The sequence below is a fragment of the Actinomadura sp. genome (genome assembly GCF_044508335.1).
GTDB lineage: Bacteria > Actinomycetota > Actinomycetes > Streptosporangiales > Streptosporangiaceae > Spirillospora.
On the sequence record NZ_JBIQHY010000003.1, the window covers coordinates 88,861 to 109,140 of the forward strand.

The window sequence follows — 20,280 nt, forward strand, 5'->3', positions numbered from 1 at the left end:
CCCGGCGCCCGGCCCGCGCGCCCGCCCACGGGAGGAGGGGCGGGCGCGCGGGCGCCCCCGTCGCTCAGGACTCGAAGCCCAGCGGCATGTACTGGTCGACGTTCTCCTTGGTGACCGTCTCGGACGCCAGCGTGACCGACTGCGGGACCTGCAGCTCCACCAGGTCGGCCATGCCCTTGCCCTGCGCGATCAGCCGGCCCAGCTTGATCGCGGACGCGGCCATCGTCGGCGGGTAGGTGACGGTCGCCTCCAGCACGCCGCTCCCCGACTTGATCTCCCGCATCGCGTTCGCCGAGCCGGCGCCGCCGACCATGAAGAACTCCTTGCGGCCGGACTGCTTGATCGCGGCGAGCACGCCGACGCCCTGGTCGTCGTCGTGGTTCCACATGGCGTCGATCTTCTTGTGCGCCTGCAGCAGGTTGCTCGCCACCTGGTTGCCGGACTCGACGGTGAACTTCGCGTCCTGCTTGGCCGTGACGGAGAAGCCGTAGGACTTCAGCGCGTCCGCGAAGCCCTTGCTGCGCTCCTGCGTCAGCGGCAGCGTCGCGATCCCCTGGATCTCCACGATCACCGGGTCGGACACGCCCTTGTCCTTCAGCTTCTGGCCGATGTAGTGGCCGGCGGAGACGCCCATGCCGTAGTTGTCGCCGCCGATCCACGTCCGGTACGACAGCTTGTCGGGGAAGACGCGGTCGAGGTTGACGACCGGGATGCCGGCGTCCATCGCCTTGCGGGCGACCTGGTTCAGCTGCTCGCCGTCGTTCGGCAGGATCACCAGCACGTTCACCTTCGCCCGGATCAGCGACTCGACCGCGGAGATCTGCTGGTTGATGTCGTTGGTCGGCTCGACCGGCTTGAACGTCACGTCCGAGTACTTCTTGGCCTGCGCCTCGGCGTTCTTGGCGATCGCCGCGATCCAGCCGTGGTCGGCGGCGGGCGCGGAGAACCCGAGGGTGATCTGCTTGCCCGGCTTGTCGTTGTCGCCGGCGAGCGACCCGGCCTGCGCGGCGGGCGCGGCGTCGTCCTTCTCATTGTTGCTCGTGCAGGCGGCGGCGAGGCTGCCCGCCGCGACCACGGCGCCGGAGAACAGGACGCCTCTGCGGGTGGGACGAGGGCTCTGATCACGCATGACGTGCTCCTGATGAAGGGAAGGGTCGTCCCCCGCCGCGCGCATCCCCGCGGCGCGCGGCGCTGGACATTCCGGGTTGGGTCGTGGACTGGGTCAGGTGGGCGAGCGGAGCCCGCGGCGCTGCAGCAGCACGGCGATCCCGATGATCGCGCCCTTGGCGATGAGCTGGTCGCTGGTCTGCAGGCCGTTCAGGATGAACAGGTTGGTGATGACGGTGAAGATCAGCACGCCGAGGATCGACCCGACGACGGTGCCGCGCCCGCCGGTGAGCAGCGTCCCGCCGATGATGACGGCGGCGATCGCGTCCAGTTCGTACAGGTCTCCATGGGTGCTGGAGCCGGTGGTGGTGCGCGCCATGATGATGATCGCCGCGATGCCGCAGCAGAACCCGGACAGCGCGTACAGCAGCAGGGTGTGCCGGCGGACGTCGATGCCGGCGAGCCGCGCCGCCTCCGGGTTGCCGCCGACCGCGAACGTGCGGCGCCCGAACGTGGTGCGGTTGAGCAGCACCCAGCCGGCGATCGCGACGGCCGCGAAGATGTAGACGACGAGCGGGATGCCGAGCACCCTCGTGGTGGACAGCGACACGATGGCGTCGTTCTCGGGGCGGACGAGCTGGGTCTTGCGGTCCGACATCCGCTGCGCGAGGCCCCGCGCGGCGACGAGCATCGCGAGGGTCGCGATGAACGGGACCATCCGCCCGTAGGAGATCAGCAGCCCGGTCACGACGCCCGAGCCCGTCCCGACGAGGATCGCGCACAGCGCCATCACGCCCGGCCCGTAGGACTGCGTCGCGACCGTGGTCGCCCACACCGAGGCCAGCGCCATCACCGACCCGACGGACAGGTCGATCCCGCCGCCGATGATCACGAAGGTCTGGCCGACGGTGATCACGCCGATGGTGGCGGCCAGCGCGAGGATGCCGACCACGTTGCCGGACGTCGCGAAGTTGTCCGGCTCCGTCACCAGGCCGACGGCCGCGAGCAGCACCAGCGCGGCGACCAGCCCGAGGTGGTGGATCTCCCGGCTCGCCGCGCCGCCGCCCCGCGCGAACGGCCGCCACGGCCCGCCGGCCCCCGCCTTCTTGGCCAGCGGGCCGAGCACCCCCGTCGAAGGACGCGTCTCGGTCACAGGGCACTCCCTTCCATGATCATGTTGAGCACGGCGCCCTCGTCGAGGTCGCGGGCGGCGCCGGTGTGCACGACCCGCCCCTCCCGTACGACGAGGACGCGGTCGGCGAGCCCGAGCACCTCGGGCACCTCGCTGGACACGAGCAGCACCCCGATCCCGCGCCCGGCCAGCTCGCGGATCACCGTGTACAGCTCGGCGCGGGCGCCGACGTCGACGCCGCGGGTCGGCTCGTCCAGGATCAGCAGCCGCAGCCCGGCCGAGTCGAGCAGCCACCGGGCGAGGACGACCTTCTGCTGGTTGCCGCCGGACAGCGTCACCACGGGGCGCCGCGGGTCGGGCGGCCGGATGTCGAGCGCCTCGATCTGGCGGCGCACGTCCGCGAGCTCGCGCCGCCGGTTCAGCCAGCCGAACCGCGCGTACCGGGACAGGCCGGCGACGCTGACGTTCCCGGCGACGGTCTCGTTCATCAGCAGCGCCTGGCTCTTGCGCTCCTCCGGCGCCATGCCCATGCCGCGCCGCACCGCCGCGCCGGTGTCGCCGGGGCGGACCGGGCGGCCGTCCACGAGGACCCGGCCGCTGGACGGGCGCCGCGCCCCGTAGATCGTCTCCAGGATCTCCGAGCGCCCCGACCCGACGAGGCCGGCCAGCCCGACGATCTCGCCCGCGCGGACGGTGAGCGACACGTCCTCGAACGCGCCGGGCAGCGTCAGGCCCTCGACCCGCAGCACCTCGGGCCGGTCGCCGGCGTCCTCCGGCCGCTCGGGGAACACGTACTCCACGTCGCGCCCGGTCATCAGCGACACGATCCGGTCGGTGGAGGTGGTCCGGGCCGGCAGCCCGCCCGCGACCGCCCGGCCGTCCTTGAGGACGGTCACCCGGTCGCCGATCTCGCGGATCTCCTCCAGCCGGTGCGAGATGTACACGACCGCGACGCCGGCGGCGGTCAGCTCCCGGATGATGCGGAACAGGTTGCCGACCTCGTCGTGCGCGAGCGCGGCGGACGGCTCGTCCATCACGATCAGCCGGGCGTCGTGCGACAGGGCGCGGGCCATGCTGACGACCTGCTTGCCCGCCGCCGGCAGCCGCCCGACCTCGCGGCGCGGCGGGATCTCGCCGTGCCCGAGCCGCTCGAGCAGCTCGCGCGCCGCCCGCTCGGCGTCGCCGCGGCGCATGAACCCGAGCCGCGCCTTCTCGTGCCCGAGGAAGACGTTCTCGGCGACCGACAGCCCGTCGACGAGGTCCAGCTCCTGGTAGATGGTCGCGATGCCGGCCCGCATCGCGGCGGTCGGCCCGGCGAGCCGCACCGGCTCCCCGGCGAAGACGATCTCGCCCGCGTCCGGCTGGTGCGCGCCGGCGAGCACCTTGATGAGGGTGGACTTGCCGGCGCCGTTCTGCCCGAGCAGGCAGTGCACCTCGCCCGGGAGGACGTCGAGGTCGACGCCGTCCAGCGCGCGGACGCCGGGGAACTGCTTGACGATGCCGCGCATCTGCAGCAGCGGTTCCATTCGGGGGGCCTCCTCAGGACGCGGAGAAGACGTGGTCGCTGATGAGCCGGGCGCCGCCGACCACGCCGGCCGTCCCGGCGAGCTCGGACAGCACGATCGGCAGGTTGCCGGTCGCGAGCGGCGCGGACCGGCGGTAGACGACGCTGCGGATCTCGGCGAGCAGCGTGTGGCCGAGGCCCGCGACGCCGCCCGCGATGATGACGAGCCCGGGGTTGAAGAAGCTGACGAGCCCGGCGAGCACCTGCCCGACGTGCCGCCCGCCCGCCCTGATCATCTGCACCGCGGCGGGGTCGCCCGCGGCGGCCGCCTCGCCGACGTGCTCGGCGGACAGCTCCCCGTGCGTCTCCAGCAGCGCCGCGAGCGCGGGCGACTCCCCCGACCGCGCCACCGCCTCCGCGTCCCGCGCGAGGGCCGCGCCGCCGAAGAACGCCTCCAGGCATCCGGCGTTCCCGCACGCGCAGATCGGCCCGTCGTCGTCGACCCGGATGTGGCCGATGTCGCCGGCGCTGCCGGACACGCCCCGGTAGATGGCGCCGTCGACCACGATCCCGCAGCCGATGCCGGTGCCGATCTTCACCAGCAGGAAGTCGTCGACCGACCGGGCGAGCCCCGCGTGCAGCTCGCCGAGCGCCATCAGGTTCACGTCGTTGTCGACGAGCACCGGGCAGCCCAGCTCCTGGCCGATCGCGTCCCGCACCGGGAACCGGTCCCAGCCGGGCATGATCGGCGGGACGACCGGCATGCCGTCCCGGAAGCTGACCGGGCCGGGGACGCCGATGCCCGTCCCGTGCACCTGCGGGATGAGGCCCTCGTCGCGCAGCTTGCCGAGCAGCTCGAGCGCCCGCTCCAGCACGACCGTCGCGCCCTGCCGCACGTCGCACTGCTCGCTCACGTGGCCGAGCACCTCCAGGCCGCCGTCGGTCACCGCGACGTCGATGGAGGTGGCGCCGATGTCGAAGGCGACGAACCGCAGGCTGGGCGACAGCCGGACGATCCCCGACCGGCGGCCGCCCCGCGACGCCGCCAGGCCCGCGCCCTCGACGAGGCCCAGCTCGACGAGCCGGTCCAGCTCCACCGCGAGCTTCGACCGCGACAGCCGGACGACGTCCCCCAGCTCGGCCCGCGACCGCGGCCCCTCGTCACGCAGCAGCCGCAGAAGCCGTGCCTGATGCACGTTCTGCGGGCGAGCCGACATGCGCATCACGCCGTCCCCTCGGGAATCGATCCGGCCCCCCGGGCCGTGTGACCCGGGTCTCATGGCGGAGACCGTAACCCGCTTTCGCCAGTTTGAGAAGACCTTTCCTCTAGATCAACATGACTTTTTCCACTCAGAGGACAAAGATCGGGACAGCGGAACGGCCCCCGCCCGGCGGGCGGGGGCCGTTCGGCCGATCTCAGTAGCTGACCGCCTGGCGGCCGCTCATGGTGCGCATGATGTGCTCGACCAGGGTGATGAGGACCCGCTTGGCGTCCTCGCGGTCGCGCACGTCGCAGTCGATGACGGGCACGTCCGCCGGGAGGTCGAGGGCGTCGCGGACCTGGTCGTGGGAGTGGTGGCCGGCGCCGTCGAACCGGTTGACCCCGATGATGAACGGGACGCCGCGCCGTTCGAAGTAGTCGACCGAGGCGAAGCAGTCGGCGAGGCGGCGGGTGTCGACCAGGACGACCGCGCCGAGCGCGCCCTTGGCCAGCTCGTCCCACATGAACCAGAAGCGGTCCTGGCCGGGGGTGCCGAAGACGAACAGGACCAGGCCGTTCGGCAGCGTGATGCGGCCGAAGTCCATCGCCACGGTCGTCGTGGTCTTGTTCGCGACGGCGGTGGTGTCGTCGATCCCGATGCTCTTCTCGGTCAGTGCCTCCTCGGTGCGCAGCGGACGGATCTCGCTGACCGCGCTCACCAGGGTGGTCTTACCGACGCCGAAACCACCGGCCACGAGGATCTTCACCGTCAGCGCGGACTCGCCGTGGTGGGCGGCCGCGTCAGAGCGCACGGATTCCATCGATCACTTCCTTGAGTACGCGCTCGCTGGGGAACTGCGCCACCGGCGCGGGACGCCGGACCTGAATCAGCGAGTGGTCGAGCAGATCACCGAGCAGGACACGGACCACCCCGAGGGGGAGTTCCAGATCCGACGCTATCTCGGCGACCGACAACGGGGTGCGGCAAAGCTCCAGGATCATGTCATGTTCCGGCTCCGGGGCCCACGGCGGCGCGGGAAGCGCGTCGTCCGCGGGCGCCGGCGGGTCCGCCGCGGCGATCAGCGCGACGAGGTCGAACTCCTCGCCGTCGTAGTGCGTCCGGCCCCCGGTGAGCGCGTACGGGCGGACCACGGGCCCCGCCGCGTCGTCGTACCAGGCCGTGCCGCCCATGTCACAGCCCGCCGGGCTCGGCCGCGGCCACCCGCGGGTCGGCGGACAGGTGCCGGCCGACCCGGGTGACGAGCATCGCCATCTCGTAGGCGATGATCCCGAGGTCGGCGTCGGCGGCGGCCAGCACGGCGAGGCAGGCCCCGCGCCCGGCGGCCGTCACGAACAGGAACGACGACTCCATCTCCACGATGGTCTGCCGGACGGGGCCGCCGCCGAAGGACTCCCCGGCCCCGCGCGCGAGGCTCTGGAAGCTGGCGGCGACCGCGGCCAGGTGGTCGGACTCCTCGCGGGCGAGGCCGCTGGACGCGGCGATCTTCAGCCCGTCGCTGGACAGCACCACCGCGTTCTGCACCGGGGCGACCCGCTGGACGAGACTGTCCAGCAGCCAGTTCAGGTCACCTCCGGCTCCGCCCGGGACCTCCGCGCCGGAGTGCTGGGCATGTGTCATCGGGTGTCGTCCTCCTGGTCACCGGGGTTGTGCGCGGCCTGCGCCGAGCCGGATGCCTCCGCGTCGGCCGCGTCCTGCCTGCCACGCTGCCAGCCGGCCTGCATGGCGGACAACATCGATCGCATCGCCTCGGCCGAGCGGGCCGCGTCGTCGCCCTGGTCCGCGTCCGGCGGGGCGGTCCCGCCTGGAGCGGTCCCGGCCGGCGCGGTCCCGGCCGGCGCGGTCCCGGGCGGTTCGGCGGGCGGCCCGGCGGGCGGCGGGGGCTCGTCCACGGGGACGGGCGCGGCGAGCGGCATCCCGGCCGGCTCCGGCGCGGGCGGCGAACCCGGCGGCTCGGCGGCCGCGGGCGGCGCCTGCCCCTGCGCCGCGAGATGCGCGTCCACCCGCTCCTTCAGCTGCGGCGCCAGGTGGGTCTGGCGCCTGCGCTTGGGCAGCTCGCCCTCCTTCGGCGGCGCCGCAGGCTCCGGCGGCGCCTCGGCCGGCGCGGACCCCCGGACCGGCTGCGAGGCGGGCAGCGGGGCGACGGGCTCGGCGACCAGCCGCATCACCCCGCCGGACTCGCCTCCCGTGCGGCTCGCCGACGCCGACAGCGCCGCGGCCTGGTCCGGCAGCTCCTGCAGCGGCCCGGTGGGACGGCGTGCGGGCGGCTCCGCGTCGGCGGCGTTCTCCACGATGAGCGAGGCGGGGATCAGCGCGATCGCGGTCGTCCCGCCGTAGGGGGACGGGCGCAGCGTGACCGTGATGCCGTGCCGCTGCGCCAGCCGCGCCACGACGAACAGGCCGAGCTGCGCGCTGTCGGACGGGTCGAACTCGGGCGGGTTCGCGAGCCGCTCGTTGGCGGCGCGCAGCGCCTCCTCGGTCATCCCGAGGCCGCGGTCCTCGACCTCGATCGCGAAGCCGCTGGCGACGGCCTGCCCGCTGACCCGCACCGGCGACTGCGGCGGCGAGAACGTGGTGGCGTTCTCCACCACCTCGGCGAGCAGGTGGATGACGTCGGCGACGGCCGAGCCGAGCAGCGCGACCCGCGGCAGCGGCTGCACCCGGACGCGCGGGTAGTCCTCGACCTCGGCGACCGCGCCGCGCACCACGTCCACCAGCGGGACGGGGCGCCGCCAGCCGCGCCCGGCGCTCTTGCCGGCCAGGATGACCAGGCCCTCGGCGTGCCGGCGCATGCGGGTCGCGAGGTGGTCGAGGCGGAACAGGTCCGACAGCTCGGACGGGTCCTCGGTGCGGCGCTCCATCGTGTCGAGCAGGCTGAGCTGGCGGTGCAGCAGCGCCTGGTTGCGGCGCGCGAGGTTGACGAACACCTCGCTGATGCCGCGCCGCGCCGCGACCTCGCCCTCGGCGGCCTCCAGCACGGCCGCGCGGGCCCGGTCGAACGACTCGGCGATCTGCCGGATCTCGGTGATGCGGTAGTCGAGCTCGGGTTCCGGCTCGGGCTCGGCGGGGCGCCCGGCGATGATCTGCTCGGCGAGCTTCGGCAGCCGCTTCTGGGTGAAGTCGACGACGCCGCCCGCGAGCGTGCGGCACTCGCGCACCAGCCGCCGGGAGACGCGCACCGCGAGGAGGGACGACAGCACGATCGCGGCGAGCCCGAGGCCGCCGGCGAGGCCGAGCCGGGTGAACGCGCCGATCGCGATGTGCTGGCCGCGGGCGACGACCCCGTCGAGGATGTGGTTCTCCAGCTGGTACAGCTGCCCGTTGGCCGTGTCGGCGACCGACCGCCAGACGCTGGGCTCGATGACGGCGACGCCCCGCACGGTGCTCGGCTGCTTACCCGGCTGCGCGTTCTGCTGCCCGTCCGGCTGCGTGCCGTGCGCGTGCCCGGGCGTCGCGGCGGTGCCGGTCCCGTTCGCGCCGGTCCCGTTCGCGCCGGTCCCGTTCGTGCCCGTCCCGTTCGCGCCGGTGCCCGGGGCGCCGGCCCGGCGCGCCGCGGCCTGCGGCGGTTCGGCGCCGGCGATGACCTGGTCCTCCAGCTTCGTCATCCGCACGAAGGCGGGCGAGGACATCAGGCGCTCGTACCGGGCGTGGTCGGCGGCGGACAGGTCGCGCGCGCTGACCTCGTGCATCGTGTGGTGCGCCCCGACGAGCTTGGCGAACTGGGCGCGTTCGGCCGCGGTGATGCGGCCCGCGGCGAGCGCGCCGGTGAGCAGGGCGTCCTCGCGGGACATGAACTCGCGGGCCAGCCCGAAGGAGGTGAGCGTGCGGGCGCGGGCGGTGATGGACCCGTCCGCCGGCGCGGTCGAGCTGTAGACCGCGAAGCCGCCGTCGACGAGCTCGCTGTACGCGCGGAGCACCTCGGCGCGCCCGCCGGTCCGCTCGTCCACGCTGCGGCGGATGGACTTCAGCTCGCCGAGCTTGGCCACGAGGTCGTCCAGCTTCCGGACGACCTCCGGCTGGATCGCGCCCCGCAGCCCGCCGTCGCGGGCCCCCTCGCGCACCTCCTCGGCCGCCTCGTCGGTCGCCTGCCGCTGCGTGCGCAGCACGCCGGGGTCGTTGCGGGCGCCGCCCAGCTCGGCCAGCGACAGCCGCCGCTCCTTCTGCAGCCCGTCGATGAGCCGCTGGGTGGGCAGCACCGTCTTCTGCTGGAACTGGCGGCTCTGCAGCAGCTGGTGCGCGTCGCCGTAGGTGATGCCGGTGAGGAACGCCCACAGCGAGGCGAGCGCCAGCAGCGGCACGAGGACCAGCAGCGTGATCCTCGCCCGGATGGAGGCGAAACCGCGGGCCATCACGGCTGGCGGACCCTGCTCACTGTCTCGTCCTCCTGCACTGGGTCGTACGGCATTGGGGGGTGGGACATGCGGGGGAACCTCCCGATGCGTCTAGTACGGGGGTGTGCCGGAGCCTACTACGTCGCGGGTTCGCGGTGATCGGTCATCCGATCACCGCCCGGCGCCCCGGTCCGGTCCTGCTCCTCGTCCGGCCAGCTCAGCACGTGCTCCATCAGCGCGATGAGCACCTCCTTGGACGACTCGCGGCGGCGGACGTCGCACAGCACGACCGGGACGCCGGGGTCCAGGTCGAGCGCGATCGCGATGTCCTCGGCGCTGTGCGTCCGCACCCCGTCGAAGCAGTTCACCGCGACGACGAACGGGACGCCGCGGCGCTCGAAGTAGTCGATGGCCGGGAAGGAGCCCGCCAGCCGGCGGGTGTCGGCGATCACGACGGCGCCGATCGCCCCGGCCGCCAGCTCGTCCCACATGAACCAGAACCGCTCCTGGCCGGGCGTGCCGAACAGGTAGAGCAGCAGCTGGTCCGACAGCGTGATGCGGCCGAAGTCCATGGCGACGGTCGTGGTCGACTTGGCGCCGACGCCGGACACGTCGTCCACCCCGACGCCGCGGTCGGTCAGCGGCTCCTCGGTGTGCAGCGGCCTGATCTCGCTGATCGAGCCCACCATCGTCGTCTTGCCGGCGCCGAACCCGCCCGCGATGAGGATCTTGGTGGTCACCGGCGGGCGGGAGGCGAGGCCCGTCCGCTCAGAGTGCGCGTAGGCCATTGAGCACCTCCCTCAGCACGCCGTTCGGCGGGCGCCGCCCGGCCGCGGGCTGCGCCTCGGCGACGACCGCGACGAGCCCCTCCTCCCGCAGGTCGCCGAGCAGCACCCGGACGACGCCGATGGGCAGCCCGAGGTCGGCCGCCAGGTCGACGACCGGGACCGGCGACGCGCAGCGGCGCAGCACGCGCGCGTGGTCGGGGCTGTAGCGCAGCCGGTCACCGGGCGGGACGCCGGTGGCGGCCACGACCGCGATGAGCTCGAAGCCGTCCCCGTCCGGGCGGGTCCGGCCCCGGGTCAGCGCGTACGGACGCACGAGCGGACCGGCGTCCCGGTCCAGCCACCGCTCTGCCGAGGGGTCCATCGGTCAGAATCCTCGCGGCGCGGCTCCCCCGGCGCCTCCGAACTCCTCGCCGGCCGCGTCACCGCCGAACCTCGGGCTCGCCTGCAGGTGCTGCCCGACCCGCTTGACCAGCACGGCCATCTCGTAGGCCACCAGGCCGGCGTCGGCCTCCGCCTCGGCGAGGACGGCGAGGCAGGTGCCGTCGCCCGCGGCCGTCACGAACAGCAGCAGCGCGTCCATCTCGATGATGGTCTGCCGGACGTTGCCGCCGGCGAAGTGCCGGCCGGCGCCGCGCGCGAGGCTCTGCACGCCGGACGCCAGCGCCGACAGGTGCTCGGCGTCCTCGCGGGCGAGCTCGTTGGAGGCCGCGACCGCCAGGCCGTCCCGCGACAGGATCACCGCCTGCCGCACCGTCGTCACCCGTTCGGCGAAGTCGTTGAGCAGCCAGTTCAGCTCACCGGTCACGGTGTTGTGCATCATCGGGTTCCCTCATCCCCCACATCCGTCGCGCGGCCGCGCCGCCATCCCTGCTGTATCGATGCCATCAGCGAGCGTGCCTCCTCGGGCGAGCGTGCGATGCCTCCGGAGGGTCCCCCGCCCGCCGGTACCGGCGGCGGCGGGGGCCTCTTGCGCAGCTGCGGCGCCAGGTTCTTCTGCCTGACCCTGCGGGGGAGCCCGGCGTGCGTCGCCGCCGGCTCCCAGTCGTCGTCCTCGGCGGCGCGCGCGCCGCCGTCCTCCTCCTGCTCCACGTCCTGCTCCACGGTCGCCACGGGCTGCGGTACGGCCTCGTCGGACCAGGGGTTCGGCGCCGGACGCGGCGGGACCGGGGCCGCCGGGCGCTCGGGGTCGCCCCACGGCCCGGTCAGCTCCGGCAGCACGGGCGGCTCCTCCGCGACCCGGGCCTGCGCGGGCTCCGCGTCCGCGCCCTCGGGCTCCACCAGCTCGGCGTCCACGGGCTCCGGCTCGGCGGGCGCCGACTCCGTGCGGTCGGCGTCGCGCAGCGGGACGACGGCCTCGCCGTGCGGCGCGGGCGCGGAACCCCGCTCGCCGTCCGCCCGCGCGTCGAGCGGGGACGCCTCGCCGGGCTCCGCGCCCGGGGGCAGCATGCCCGCCGCCATCTGCTCCGCCGGGACGACCAGCTCGTGCGGCAGCAGCACGACCGCGGTCACGCCGCCGTACGGGGACCGCTGCAGCGTCACGGAGATGTCGTGCCGGGCGGCGAGCCGCGCGACGACGAACAGGCCGAGCTGGTCGGTGTCGACGAGGTCGTACTCGGGCGGCTCGGCGAGCCGCCGGTTGGCCTCGGCGAGCAGCTCCGGCTTGACGCCGAGGCCGCGGTCCTCGATCTCGACGGCGAACCCGGCGCCGACCCGCTCGGCCTTGACCCGCACTTCGGTGTTCGGCGGGGAGAACGTCGCGGCGTTCTCGATCAGCTCGGCGAGCAGGTGGACGACGTCGGTCACGGCGGCGCCGATGAGGCCGTCCGCGGAGTCGGTGAGGACGGTGGCGCGGGTGTAGTCCTCGATCTCCGAGACCGCGGCGCGCAGCACGTCGGCGATCCGGACGGGCTGCCGCCAGCCGCGCCCGGGGGTGGCGCCGGACAGGATGATCAGGCTCTCCGCGTGCCGCCGCATGCGGGTGGTGAGGTGGTCGATGCGGAACAGGTCTTCCAGGTCGTCGGCCTCGGCGCGGCTCTCCAGCCCGTCCAGCATCGTGAGCTGGCGGTGCAGCAGCGACTGGTTGCGGCGGGCGATGTTGAGGAAGATGCGGCTGACGCCGGCGCGCAGCTCGGCCTGGCCGACGGCGGCGTCGACGGCGGTCCGCTGCACCTTGGCGAACGAGTCGGCGAGCTGGGCGATCTCGGTGGTGCTGCCCGCGTGCAGGGGCGGCGCCTCCGCGGCGACGTCCACGCTCTCGTTGCGGCTGAGCCGCTCGACGACGCCGGGCAGCCGCCGCTCGGCCAGCTCCTCGGCGGAGCCGCGCAGCCCGACCAGCTCGCGGATGAACCCGCGCGCGAACCGCAGCGACAGCAGCACCGACGCGAGGATGGCCAGCAGGCCGATCCCGCCGACGACGCCGAGCCGGACGTAGGCGTCGCGGCCCTGCTGGTCGGCGTGCTCGGCGGCCTGCCGGGAGTTGTCGAGGACCATCTCGTTGATCGACTGGATCAGCGGCTCCGCGGTCCGCTGCCACTCCTGGGTCCCGACGGGCAGCACCTTGCGCGGGTCCGCGTTCGCGATGCGGTCCTCGATCGACTTGAAGTTCTGGTACTGCGGCGACGCGAAAACCGGCGCGACGCCGGTCCGGTAGACGACGGGGTCGAGCAGCGTGCGCTGCTTGATCCACTGCCAGCGCTGCTCGCCGACCATCTCGACGAACAGCCGGTGCTCGGCGGGGGTCATCCGGCCCTTGGTGACGACGGCGGACGCGATCAGCGCGTTCTCCCGCTGCAGCAGCTCCATGCCGCGGGCCGCGTGCCGGGTGGACAGCGTCCAGTTGTAGACGTCGGCGTCGTCGATGACGATGAGGCCGTCGTACAGCCGGTGGAGGTCGTCGACCATCGTGCTGTAGCTGTTGATCGCGGTCAGCCGGTCGACGAGCCTGCCGTCGACCGCCGCGCGGAGCCCGCCGAGCCCGCCGAACGCCCGCAGGACGTCGGTGACGCGGCTGTCCATCTCCTCGGTCGTCGCGTCCTGCGCGGCCTCGGAGGTGGCCTCGACGCGGAACCGCTCGACGGCCTGGTCGACGCGGGCGCGCTGGGCGACGAGGGAGACGGGCGGCCCGCCGGGGCTGTTGCGCGGCGTGCTGAGGAACGTCGCGGACATCTGCCGCTCCCTGCCCAGCTCGACCAGCACGCTCTGGCCGCTCGGCCCGAACTTGCGGTCGAGGGTGTGGTATTTGCGCTGGGCCAGGGCTTCGCGGCCGCTGGCACTCGCGGCGTACCCCCACAGCGCGACCAGCGAGAGCAGTGGCACGAGCAGCAGCGCGGTCACCTTGGAGCGAATCGATCGCGTACGGGGGGTTTTCATGTGACCTCGAACGTTCCGGCCAGGAGGGTCCATGGATCATAAAGGCGGCCCGTGACGGGACCGCAACCCCTTTGGCGCCTTTCGGACGCATTGGTGTCCTTCCGCGTCACCTGCGGCGATGCGCACGGCCCGGGTGATCTTGCCGCATCCGCCGCAACCGGATAGCGGCAAATCAGGACAATTTGCTTCATTTCCCCCTGTTGCTCGGGAGCATTGCGCCATACTCTGCTTCTTCACCACCGCTCGCGTCGCGCCGGCACGGGAAGGAGACCCGCGATCCATACAGGCAACGACGGAGGCCGGAACGAGGTCGCCCCCGCCGGGCCGAGGGACACGGTCCACCGGGACGGGAGGACTGCTCCCGGGCCCGAGGGCGTTACGATTCCCGCCGTGAGTCCCGAAAGCCAGGCATCCGAGGCACTGCCGTCGCGACGCCGCCGCGCCCCCCGCGGCGGCCGGCACCGCGGCGACGAGTCCTTCCTCCTGCCCCCCGGATCCCCCACGCTGGTCCTGGCCGTGCCCGGGCACGCCCGGCAGGCCGGCGCCGAGACCGCCGCCGAGCTGGCCAGGCTCGTCGAGATGGAGCACACCGGCCAGCCCGCGGCCGTCGGCTACCTGGACGGCGAGGAGGCGGGCCTGCACGGCGTCCTCGCCGGGCTGCGGCAGGAGCCGGACGAGCTAGCGGCCGTCGTGGTGCCGCTGTCCACCGGCCCCGACCCGAGGTTCGACCGGGCCGTGCACGGCGCCGTGGCCTCCTCGCCGGTGCGCGCCGTCGCCGCCGAGCCGCTCGGCCCGCACCCGCTCATCGCCGAGGCGCTGCACGACCGGCTCGCCGACGCCGGCCTCGCCCGCGCCGACCGGATCCGGCTGATGACGATGGTGACCGCCGCGTCCGGCGTCATCGTCGCGACGCCGGGGGACGCGACCGCCGTCCGGCAGGCCGAGGTCACCGGCGTGCTGCTCGCCTCCCGGCTGGCCGCGCCGGTCTTCACCGCCTCGCTGAACGACGAGGCGTCCGTCAAGGCCGCGGCGGAGCAGCTGCGCGCGGCGGGCGCCGCGTCCATCGCGGTCGCGCCGCACCTGATCGGCCCCGAGCCGGAGGCGGCGCTGGTCGCGTCCGCCGCCGCGGTCGTGGGCGCCCCCTACTCGGCGCCGCTCGGCGCCCACCCGGCCCTGGCGCGCCTGGCCGCCCTGCGCTACGTGGAGGCGCTCTCCACCGCCCTCGCCGAGTAGGCCCCTCCCCGGGCGGCTCGCCGGGCGGCCCAGGGGCCGTCCCCCTGGGCCTTTCCAGCCAGCGTCGTCAGCGGTTCTTGAATTCCGGCGCGCGCTTCTCCAGCGTCGCCGCCATGCCCTCCGCGAGGTCCTCGCTGAAGAAGGCGAGCGTCTGGACGGCCGTCTCCGCGGCGAGCTGGCGGCGGAGGCCGGGCGCGTCCAGGGACGCGTTGAGCAGTTCCTTCGTGCGGCGCAGGCCGTACGGGGACTTGGCGAGCAGCTCGCCGGCGAGCGCCTGCGCGCCCGCCAGGTCCGCGCCCTCGGCGGTGATCTCGGTGATCAGGCCGAGCTCGTCGGCGCGGTGCACGTCCAGCCGCTGCGCGCGGTAGGCGACCTCCGCGGCCTTCGCCGGGCCGATCAGGCGCGGCAGCAGCCAGGAGAGCCCGCAGTCCCCGGCCGACAGGCCGAGGTTCGTGAACGGCACGACGAACCGGGTGGTCGGGTCGGCGACCCGCAGGTCGCAGGCCAGCGCCCAGGACACCCCCATGCCCGCGACCGGGCCGTGCAGCGCCGCGATCACCGGCTGCGGGATCTCCCGCAGCCGGGCGGTGACCTCGGCGCCGCGCGCGATGCCCCGGTAGAGCCGCTGGACGCGGCCCTCGGCGCTCTCCCCGCCCGGGTCGCCGCCCTGGATGTCCATGCCCGAGCAGAACCCGCGGCCCTCGCCGGTGAGCACGACCACGTGGGTGGACGGGTCGCGCGCCAGCTCGTTGAGGGCGTCGAGCATCTCCTCGGTCAGGGCGCCGTCGACGGCGTTCAGGCGCTCCGGCCGGGACAGGGTGATCGTGACGACCCCGTCCCGGCGGTCGAGCTTGATCCCGCTCAACGGCTCAGGAGGTGAGCTGCTGGATCAGCGGGCCCATCTGCTCGCCGACGTTCTTGAACACCGTCAGCGGCTCGGCGGCGCTGACGGCCGCCCAGTTGTCCCGGACGTCCTCGACCGTCAGGGTGGTCTTCTGCCCGTAGCCGGGGCCCTCCGCGATGAAGATCTTCGCGATCCGGCCGCCGCCGACGGTGTAGACCTCGCCGGAGTCCTCGTTGGCCTCGTGCACCAGCCAGGCGACGAGCGGCGTCACCTGCTCGACGCCCAGCTTGTCGGCGAAGTCCGCGGGCAGCAGGTCCTCGGTCATCCGGGTCCAGGCGACCGGGGCGATCGCGTTGGCCTTGATGTTGTACTTGGCGCCCTCGTGCGCGAGGGTCTTGGTGAACCCGACCAGGCCCATCTTCGCCGTGGCGTAGTTGGCCTGGCCGAAGTTGCCGAACAGGCCCGCCGGGGACGAGGTGTTCACGATCCGGCCGTAGCCCTGCTCGCGCAGGTGCGGCCAGGCGGCGCTCGACACCAGGAACGAACCGCGCAGGTGGACGGCGATGACCGCGTCGAACTCCTCGACGGACATGTTCTTGAAGGACTTGTCGCGCAGGATGCCCGCGTTGTTGACGACGATGTCGACCTTGCCGAACGCGTCCAGCGCGGTCTTGACCACGGCCTGCGCGCCCTCGGGGGTCGCGACGTTGTCGGGGTTCGCGACGGCCTCGCCGCCGTTCTTCGCGATCTCGTCCACGACCTCCTGGGCGGGGCCGGCGGAGGCGCCGACACCGGACCGGTCGCCGCCGAGGTCGTTGACGACGACCTTCGCGCCGCGCGCGGCGAGCTCCAGGGCGTGCTGCCGGCCGAGGCCGTGGCCGGCCCCGGTCACGACCGCGACCCGGCCGTCGTAGCGCAGTTCCGACATTCGCTTCTCCTCACATCGTCCGCCCCCAGGAAACCATCCGGGGGTTACCAAGTGGTACCCACTAAACCGAATCTCGCTCGGGCACGCTCCACCGGGGTCCTCCCCCGCGTACGATGGGCGGAAGGGAAGTTGCGCTGAACGCCGCAATTCGCCGGAGCCGCCGCGTAGTCTCGGGCGAACGCAGGGAGCAACGCGCGAGGAGCAACGGAGGTCCCGTCTCGATGACCCTTGCCGATGCGCCGACCGCAGGCCGCCGCCCGTACCGCATCGTGCAGTGGGCGACGGGCACGCTCGGACGCAGCGCGATCAGGGGCGTCCTCGACCGCGGCGACATGGAGCTGGCCGGCGTCTGGGTGCACACCCCCGCCAAGGAAGGCGCCGACGCCGGGGCCCTCGCCGGCCGCGATCCCATCGGGGTCGCCGCGACCCGCGACATCGAGGACATCCTGGCGCTGGACGCCGACTGCGTGATCTACGCCCCGAGCCCGGTGCACGACCGGTTCGCCGAGCTCGACACGATCTGCGCGCTGCTGGCGTCCGGCAAGAACGTGATCTCCCTCAGCGGGCTCGTCTACCCGCACGCGCACGGCCCGCAGTTCGTCGGCGAGCTGGAGCAGGCGTGCAAGCGGGGCGGGACGACCGTGCACGGCAGCGGCGTCAGCGGCGGCTTCATGGCCGACGTCATGCCGCTGGTGCTGTCGCGGCTGTCCCGGCGGATCACCCACGTCTACGCCCGCGAGTGCTCCGACTTCGCCCGCCACCCGTCCTGGCGGATGATCCACGACATGCTCGGCTTCGGCAAGTCCGAGGAGGCCTACCAGCGGGCGCTGCGGCCGAACCGCGCCGCGATGCGCGCGATGTTCGGCGAGAGCCTGCACCTGGTCGCGGCGGGCCTCGGCGTCGACCTCGACGAGATCGACGTGGACGTCGACTACCGGCTCGCCGGCACCGACCTCGCCACCGCGGCCGGCCCGATCCCGCGGGGCACCGTCGCCGCGGCCCGCTGGACGTTCAGCGGCATCGCCGCCGGGCGCCCCGTCATCACCGTCGAGGTGGTGCACAAGGCCGACGCCGCGCGGATGTCCGACGAGTGGGGGCGGCCCGGGTACTCGCTGCGGGTGGACGGCCGCCCGTCGCTGACGCTCGCCGCCGGCGAGGACTGGGTCTCCGATGTGATCTCCGCCGCGTCCGCGCACGCGCTGAACTCCGTCCCGGCCGTGTGCGCCGCCGAACCCGGGATCCGCACCTACCTCGACCTGCCGATGATCAGCGGCCGCATGCACGTGTGACCGCCCGCCGCGGCCGCTACGGCAGCGGCCGCGCGGGAGCGCCCCCGGCCTCCGCGCCGGCATCGGCGCCCCCCTCCGCGCCGGCCTGCGCCCCGGCCTCCTCGCGGGCCTCCCTGCGGCGCTTGCGGACCCGCCACACCGCCAGCGCCGCGACGGCCGCCACCGCGAGCCCGATCGCGAGGCCCCGGCCCGCCAGCTTCGCCGCGTGCTCGAACGCCGCGCCGGCGAAGTAGCCACCGAGCGTGAACGTCACCACCCAGGTCACGCCGCCGACGACGTTGAACGCCAGGAACTTCGGGTACGGCAGCCGCGAACTGCCCGCCAGCGCCGGCATGAGCGCCCGCAGCAGCGCGGTGAACCGCCCGATGAACACCGCGAACGCGCCCCTGCGGCGGATGAGGTCCTGCGCGCCCGCGACCTTGGCTCGGTGCTTGCGCATCATCCGGACGTCCAGCAGCCGCGGCCCGTACCTGCGGCCGATCTCGTAGCCGACGGAGTCGCCCACGACCGCCGCGCCCACCGCGATGACGAGCAGCAGCGCGAGCGACAGCACGTCCTGGCTCGCGAGGACGCCGCCGACGACGATCGCCGTCTCGCCCGGGAACACGAACCCGACGAACAGCGCCGCCTCGGCGAACACCAGCGCCGCGATGAGGAGGTAGACCGTCGCGGGCGGGAGCCCGTCCACCAGGGCGTTGAACTGCTCGAGCATGGACCCCCGCCATCTCGTACGCCGGGACCGCGACCGCGGCCGTTTCACACCTGGTAACGACGGTTATGGTAGCCGCGGGGTTCCCCTGCCCGGATCGGCCGTTCGGACGATGACGGCGCCCGGCGGCCGGACATCGGGCCCGGCGGCCGAGACCGGGCCCGGCGACCATGGAGGCACGCATGAGCGTTCAGGAGGTCGAAGGAGGCCGGTTCGTCCGGCAGCCGAACCGGTTCACCGACCGGATCACCGCGGACGGGTCGTCCGGGTATCCCGCCGAACCCGGCCGCTACCGGCTGTTCGTCTCCTACGCGTGCCCGTGGGCGCACCGGACCCTCATCGTCCGGCGCCTGCTCGGCCTGGAGGACGCGATCAGCGTCGCCGTCGTCGACCCCATCAGGGACGAGAGGGGCTGGCGGTTCCCCGACCGCGACCCCGTCACAGGCGCGGTCTTCCTGTCCGAGCTGTACCTCTCCACCGACCCCTCGTTCCAGGGCCGCTACACCGTCCCGTGCATCTGGGACACCGAGACCGGGCGCCTGGTCACCAACGATTTCCCGAACATCACCACGATGTTCGAGACGGAGTTCACCGCCCACCACCGGCCGGGGGCGCCCGACCTGTACCCGGAGGCGCTCCGCGCCGAGATCGACGAGCTGAACGACCTCGTCTACACCACCGTCAACAACGGGGTCTACAAGGCGGGGTTCGCCACATCCCAGGACGCCTACGAGGAGGCGTTCGACGCCCTCTTCGACACCCTCGACCGCCTGGAGGAGCGCCTCTCCTCCAGCCGCTACCTGTTCGGCGACGAGATCACCGAAGCCGACGTCCGCCTCTACCCCACGCTGGCCCGCTTCGACGCCGTCTACCACGGGCACTTCAAGTGCAACCTGCGGCGCCTGGTCGACTACGAGAACCTCTGGGCGTACGCGCGCGACCTGTACTCGATCCCCGCGTTCGGCGAGACGACGAACTTCGACCACATCAAGCGCCACTACTACGTGACGCAGCGCAACATCAATCCGTCCGGCGTGGTCGCCAAGGGCCCGGCCGTCGACTGGACCGCTCCGCACGGCCGGGACCGCTGACTCCGTCCGTAGTTATGCTGGCGGATCTGCACCGATCCGCACGAAAGGCATGACCCGACCATGCGCAGCCAGTTCTTCGGCAACCTCGATCAGGGCCAGCAGCTTCCCGGCCATTTCGCCCTCCAGAACTCCAAGATGCTCCGCGTCCACCTCAACGGGGACGTCCTCGCCCGGCAGGGCTCCATGGTCGCGTTCCAGGGCCAGATGGAGTTCGACTACGAGGGCTCCGGCGGCATCGGCAAGTTCATGAAGAAGGCCCTCACCGGCGAGGGCGTGCCGCTGATGCGCGTCAAGGGCCAGGGGCTGCTGTTCGTCGCGAACGACGCCGACGACATCCACCTCTTCTACCTGGAGAACGAGGGCCTCACCGTCAACGGCAAGAACATCCTCGCCTTCGACTCGACCCTGCAGTGGGACATCAACCGCGTCCAGGGCGCGGGCATCGCCGCGGGCGGCCTGTTCAACACCACGCTGACCGGCACCGGCTGGGTGGCCCTCACCACGCACGGCACCCCCGTCATGCTCGACTGCGGCCGCGCCCCGACGTTCGCGGACGGCCAGTCCGCCGTGGCGTGGAGCACCAGCCTCCAGGTCGGCGTCAACCGCACCTTCAAGGCGGGCGCGCTCATCGGCCGCGGCAGCGGCGAGGCCATGCAGCTGGCCTACCAGGGTCAGGGCTTCGTCCTCGTCCAGGCCAGCGAGGGGCCGACCGTCCCGCCCCACACGCACTGATTC

At 73.5% G+C, this 20,280-nt stretch carries 19 protein-coding genes; 4 read left to right on the plus strand and 15 right to left on the minus strand.

Annotation, left to right across the window (positions count from 1 at the left end):
- Positions 1 to 64: 64 nt before the first annotated feature.
- The 12 genes from ACIWVC_RS02300 to ACIWVC_RS02355 all read right to left on the minus strand — a co-directional run bounded on the left by ACIWVC_RS02300 (position 65) and on the right by ACIWVC_RS02355 (position 13,415).
- Complete coding sequence (locus ACIWVC_RS02300) at positions 65 to 1,129, minus strand: ABC transporter substrate-binding protein (protein ID WP_396445594.1); 1,065 nt, start codon at positions 1,127 to 1,129, stop codon at positions 65 to 67.
- A 93-nt stretch (positions 1,130 to 1,222) separates the two neighbouring features.
- A complete protein-coding gene (locus ACIWVC_RS02305) occupies positions 1,223 to 2,260 on the minus strand; it encodes an ABC transporter permease (protein ID WP_396445595.1) in 1,038 nt (345 codons plus the stop codon).
- Entirely contained in the window at positions 2,257 to 3,765 is a 1,509-nt protein-coding gene (locus ACIWVC_RS02310; RefSeq protein WP_396445596.1) for a sugar ABC transporter ATP-binding protein, read from the minus strand. Before ACIWVC_RS02310 ends, ACIWVC_RS02305 begins: the two co-directional genes overlap by 4 nt.
- Positions 3,766 to 3,778: 13 nt before the next feature.
- The gene (locus ACIWVC_RS02315) at positions 3,779 to 4,966 is read right to left on the minus strand and encodes an ROK family protein (RefSeq protein ID WP_396445597.1); all 1,188 of its coding nucleotides are present in this window, start codon (positions 4,964 to 4,966) and stop codon (positions 3,779 to 3,781) included.
- A 193-nt stretch (positions 4,967 to 5,159) separates the two neighbouring features.
- Positions 5,160 to 5,765 (minus strand): GTP-binding protein, encoded by a 606-nt coding sequence (locus tag ACIWVC_RS02320; protein ID WP_396445598.1) that lies wholly within the window; start codon positions 5,763 to 5,765, stop codon positions 5,160 to 5,162.
- Positions 5,746 to 6,135 (minus strand): DUF742 domain-containing protein, encoded by a 390-nt coding sequence (locus tag ACIWVC_RS02325; RefSeq protein ID WP_396445599.1) that lies wholly within the window; start codon positions 6,133 to 6,135, stop codon positions 5,746 to 5,748. Before ACIWVC_RS02325 ends, ACIWVC_RS02320 begins: the two co-directional genes overlap by 20 nt.
- 1 nt (position 6,136) lies before the next feature.
- Complete coding sequence (locus ACIWVC_RS02330; RefSeq protein WP_396445600.1) at positions 6,137 to 6,583, minus strand: roadblock/LC7 domain-containing protein; 447 nt, start codon at positions 6,581 to 6,583, stop codon at positions 6,137 to 6,139.
- Complete coding sequence (locus ACIWVC_RS02335; RefSeq protein WP_396445601.1) at positions 6,580 to 9,312, minus strand: nitrate- and nitrite sensing domain-containing protein; 2,733 nt, start codon at positions 9,310 to 9,312, stop codon at positions 6,580 to 6,582. The genes ACIWVC_RS02330 and ACIWVC_RS02335 overlap by 4 nt, the downstream gene beginning before the upstream one ends.
- A 119-nt stretch (positions 9,313 to 9,431) precedes the next feature.
- Positions 9,432 to 10,082, minus strand: coding sequence for a GTP-binding protein (locus ACIWVC_RS02340; protein ID WP_396445602.1), 651 nt, complete (start codon positions 10,080 to 10,082; stop codon positions 9,432 to 9,434).
- Positions 10,063 to 10,443, minus strand: a complete 381-nt coding sequence (locus ACIWVC_RS02345) for a DUF742 domain-containing protein (RefSeq protein WP_396445603.1) — start codon at positions 10,441 to 10,443, stop codon at positions 10,063 to 10,065. Before ACIWVC_RS02345 ends, ACIWVC_RS02340 begins: the two co-directional genes overlap by 20 nt.
- Before the next feature lie 3 nt (positions 10,444 to 10,446).
- Positions 10,447 to 10,899, minus strand: a complete 453-nt coding sequence (locus ACIWVC_RS02350; protein ID WP_396445716.1) for a roadblock/LC7 domain-containing protein — start codon at positions 10,897 to 10,899, stop codon at positions 10,447 to 10,449.
- Entirely contained in the window at positions 10,899 to 13,415 is a 2,517-nt protein-coding gene (locus tag ACIWVC_RS02355; RefSeq protein WP_396453742.1) for a nitrate- and nitrite sensing domain-containing protein, read from the minus strand. The genes ACIWVC_RS02350 and ACIWVC_RS02355 overlap by 1 nt, the downstream gene beginning before the upstream one ends.
- Before the next feature lie 426 nt (positions 13,416 to 13,841).
- Between ACIWVC_RS02355 and ACIWVC_RS02360 the strand changes: the two genes are divergently transcribed.
- Positions 13,842 to 14,684 carry a sirohydrochlorin chelatase gene (locus tag ACIWVC_RS02360; protein WP_396445605.1) on the plus strand — a complete coding sequence of 281 codons (843 nt, stop codon included), beginning with the start codon at positions 13,842 to 13,844 and terminating at the stop codon, positions 14,682 to 14,684.
- Between the two features lie 67 nt (positions 14,685 to 14,751).
- Here ACIWVC_RS02360 and ACIWVC_RS02365 read toward each other — a convergent pair whose 3' ends face one another.
- Both ACIWVC_RS02365 and ACIWVC_RS02370 read right to left on the minus strand, forming a co-directional pair.
- Positions 14,752 to 15,549: an enoyl-CoA hydratase/isomerase family protein gene (locus ACIWVC_RS02365; protein WP_396445606.1), complete on the minus strand. Its 798-nt coding sequence runs from the start codon at positions 15,547 to 15,549 to the stop codon at positions 14,752 to 14,754.
- Between the two features lie 4 nt (positions 15,550 to 15,553).
- Complete coding sequence (locus ACIWVC_RS02370) at positions 15,554 to 16,456, minus strand: SDR family oxidoreductase (RefSeq protein WP_396445607.1); 903 nt, start codon at positions 16,454 to 16,456, stop codon at positions 15,554 to 15,556.
- 221 nt (positions 16,457 to 16,677) lie between these two features.
- Between ACIWVC_RS02370 and ACIWVC_RS02375 the strand changes: the two genes are divergently transcribed.
- Positions 16,678 to 17,745 (plus strand): dihydrodipicolinate reductase, encoded by a 1,068-nt coding sequence (locus tag ACIWVC_RS02375; protein ID WP_396445608.1) that lies wholly within the window; start codon positions 16,678 to 16,680, stop codon positions 17,743 to 17,745.
- A gap of 16 nt (positions 17,746 to 17,761) precedes the next feature.
- Here the strand turns inward: ACIWVC_RS02375 and ACIWVC_RS02380 are convergent, their stop codons facing one another.
- Positions 17,762 to 18,457 carry a DedA family protein gene (locus ACIWVC_RS02380; protein WP_396445609.1) on the minus strand — a complete coding sequence of 232 codons (696 nt, stop codon included), beginning with the start codon at positions 18,455 to 18,457 and terminating at the stop codon, positions 17,762 to 17,764.
- Positions 18,458 to 18,636: 179 nt separating this feature from the next.
- Between ACIWVC_RS02380 and ACIWVC_RS02385 the strand changes: the two genes are divergently transcribed.
- Positions 18,637 to 19,545: a glutathione S-transferase family protein gene (locus ACIWVC_RS02385; protein WP_396445610.1), complete on the plus strand. Its 909-nt coding sequence runs from the start codon at positions 18,637 to 18,639 to the stop codon at positions 19,543 to 19,545.
- Positions 19,546 to 19,605: 60 nt separating this feature from the next.
- On the plus strand, positions 19,606 to 20,277 hold the full coding sequence (locus ACIWVC_RS02390; protein ID WP_396445611.1) for an AIM24 family protein: 672 nt from the start codon (positions 19,606 to 19,608) through the stop codon (positions 20,275 to 20,277).
- Positions 20,278 to 20,280: the final 3 nt, after the last annotated feature.

What these genes read in the sequence shown, in the direction of transcription:
- ACIWVC_RS02300 (WP_396445594.1), bottom strand. Translation starts at nt 1,129, where the DNA reads ATGCGTGATCAGAGCCCTCGTCCCACCCGCAGAGGCGTCCTGTTCTCC.
- ACIWVC_RS02310 (WP_396445596.1), bottom strand. Translation starts at nt 3,765, where the DNA reads ATGGAACCGCTGCTGCAGATGCGCGGCATCGTCAAGCAGTTCCCCGGC.
- ACIWVC_RS02315 (WP_396445597.1), bottom strand. Translation starts at nt 4,966, where the DNA reads ATGCGCATGTCGGCTCGCCCGCAGAACGTGCATCAGGCACGGCTTCTG.
- ACIWVC_RS02320 (WP_396445598.1), bottom strand. Translation starts at nt 5,765, where the DNA reads ATGGAATCCGTGCGCTCTGACGCGGCCGCCCACCACGGCGAGTCCGCG.
- ACIWVC_RS02325 (WP_396445599.1), bottom strand. Translation starts at nt 6,135, where the DNA reads ATGGGCGGCACGGCCTGGTACGACGACGCGGCGGGGCCCGTGGTCCGC.
- ACIWVC_RS02330 (WP_396445600.1), bottom strand. Translation starts at nt 6,583, where the DNA reads ATGACACATGCCCAGCACTCCGGCGCGGAGGTCCCGGGCGGAGCCGGA.
- ACIWVC_RS02335 (WP_396445601.1), bottom strand. Translation starts at nt 9,312, where the DNA reads ATGGCCCGCGGTTTCGCCTCCATCCGGGCGAGGATCACGCTGCTGGTC.
- ACIWVC_RS02340 (WP_396445602.1), bottom strand. Translation starts at nt 10,082, where the DNA reads ATGGCCTACGCGCACTCTGAGCGGACGGGCCTCGCCTCCCGCCCGCCG.
- ACIWVC_RS02345 (WP_396445603.1), bottom strand. Translation starts at nt 10,443, where the DNA reads ATGGACCCCTCGGCAGAGCGGTGGCTGGACCGGGACGCCGGTCCGCTC.
- ACIWVC_RS02350 (WP_396445716.1), bottom strand. Translation starts at nt 10,899, where the DNA reads ATGCACAACACCGTGACCGGTGAGCTGAACTGGCTGCTCAACGACTTC.
- ACIWVC_RS02370 (WP_396445607.1), bottom strand. Translation starts at nt 16,456, where the DNA reads ATGTCGGAACTGCGCTACGACGGCCGGGTCGCGGTCGTGACCGGGGCC.
- ACIWVC_RS02375 (WP_396445608.1), top strand. Translation starts at nt 16,678, where the DNA reads ATGACCCTTGCCGATGCGCCGACCGCAGGCCGCCGCCCGTACCGCATC.
- ACIWVC_RS02380 (WP_396445609.1), bottom strand. Translation starts at nt 18,457, where the DNA reads ATGCTCGAGCAGTTCAACGCCCTGGTGGACGGGCTCCCGCCCGCGACG.
- ACIWVC_RS02385 (WP_396445610.1), top strand. Translation starts at nt 18,637, where the DNA reads ATGAGCGTTCAGGAGGTCGAAGGAGGCCGGTTCGTCCGGCAGCCGAAC.
- ACIWVC_RS02390 (WP_396445611.1), top strand. Translation starts at nt 19,606, where the DNA reads ATGCGCAGCCAGTTCTTCGGCAACCTCGATCAGGGCCAGCAGCTTCCC.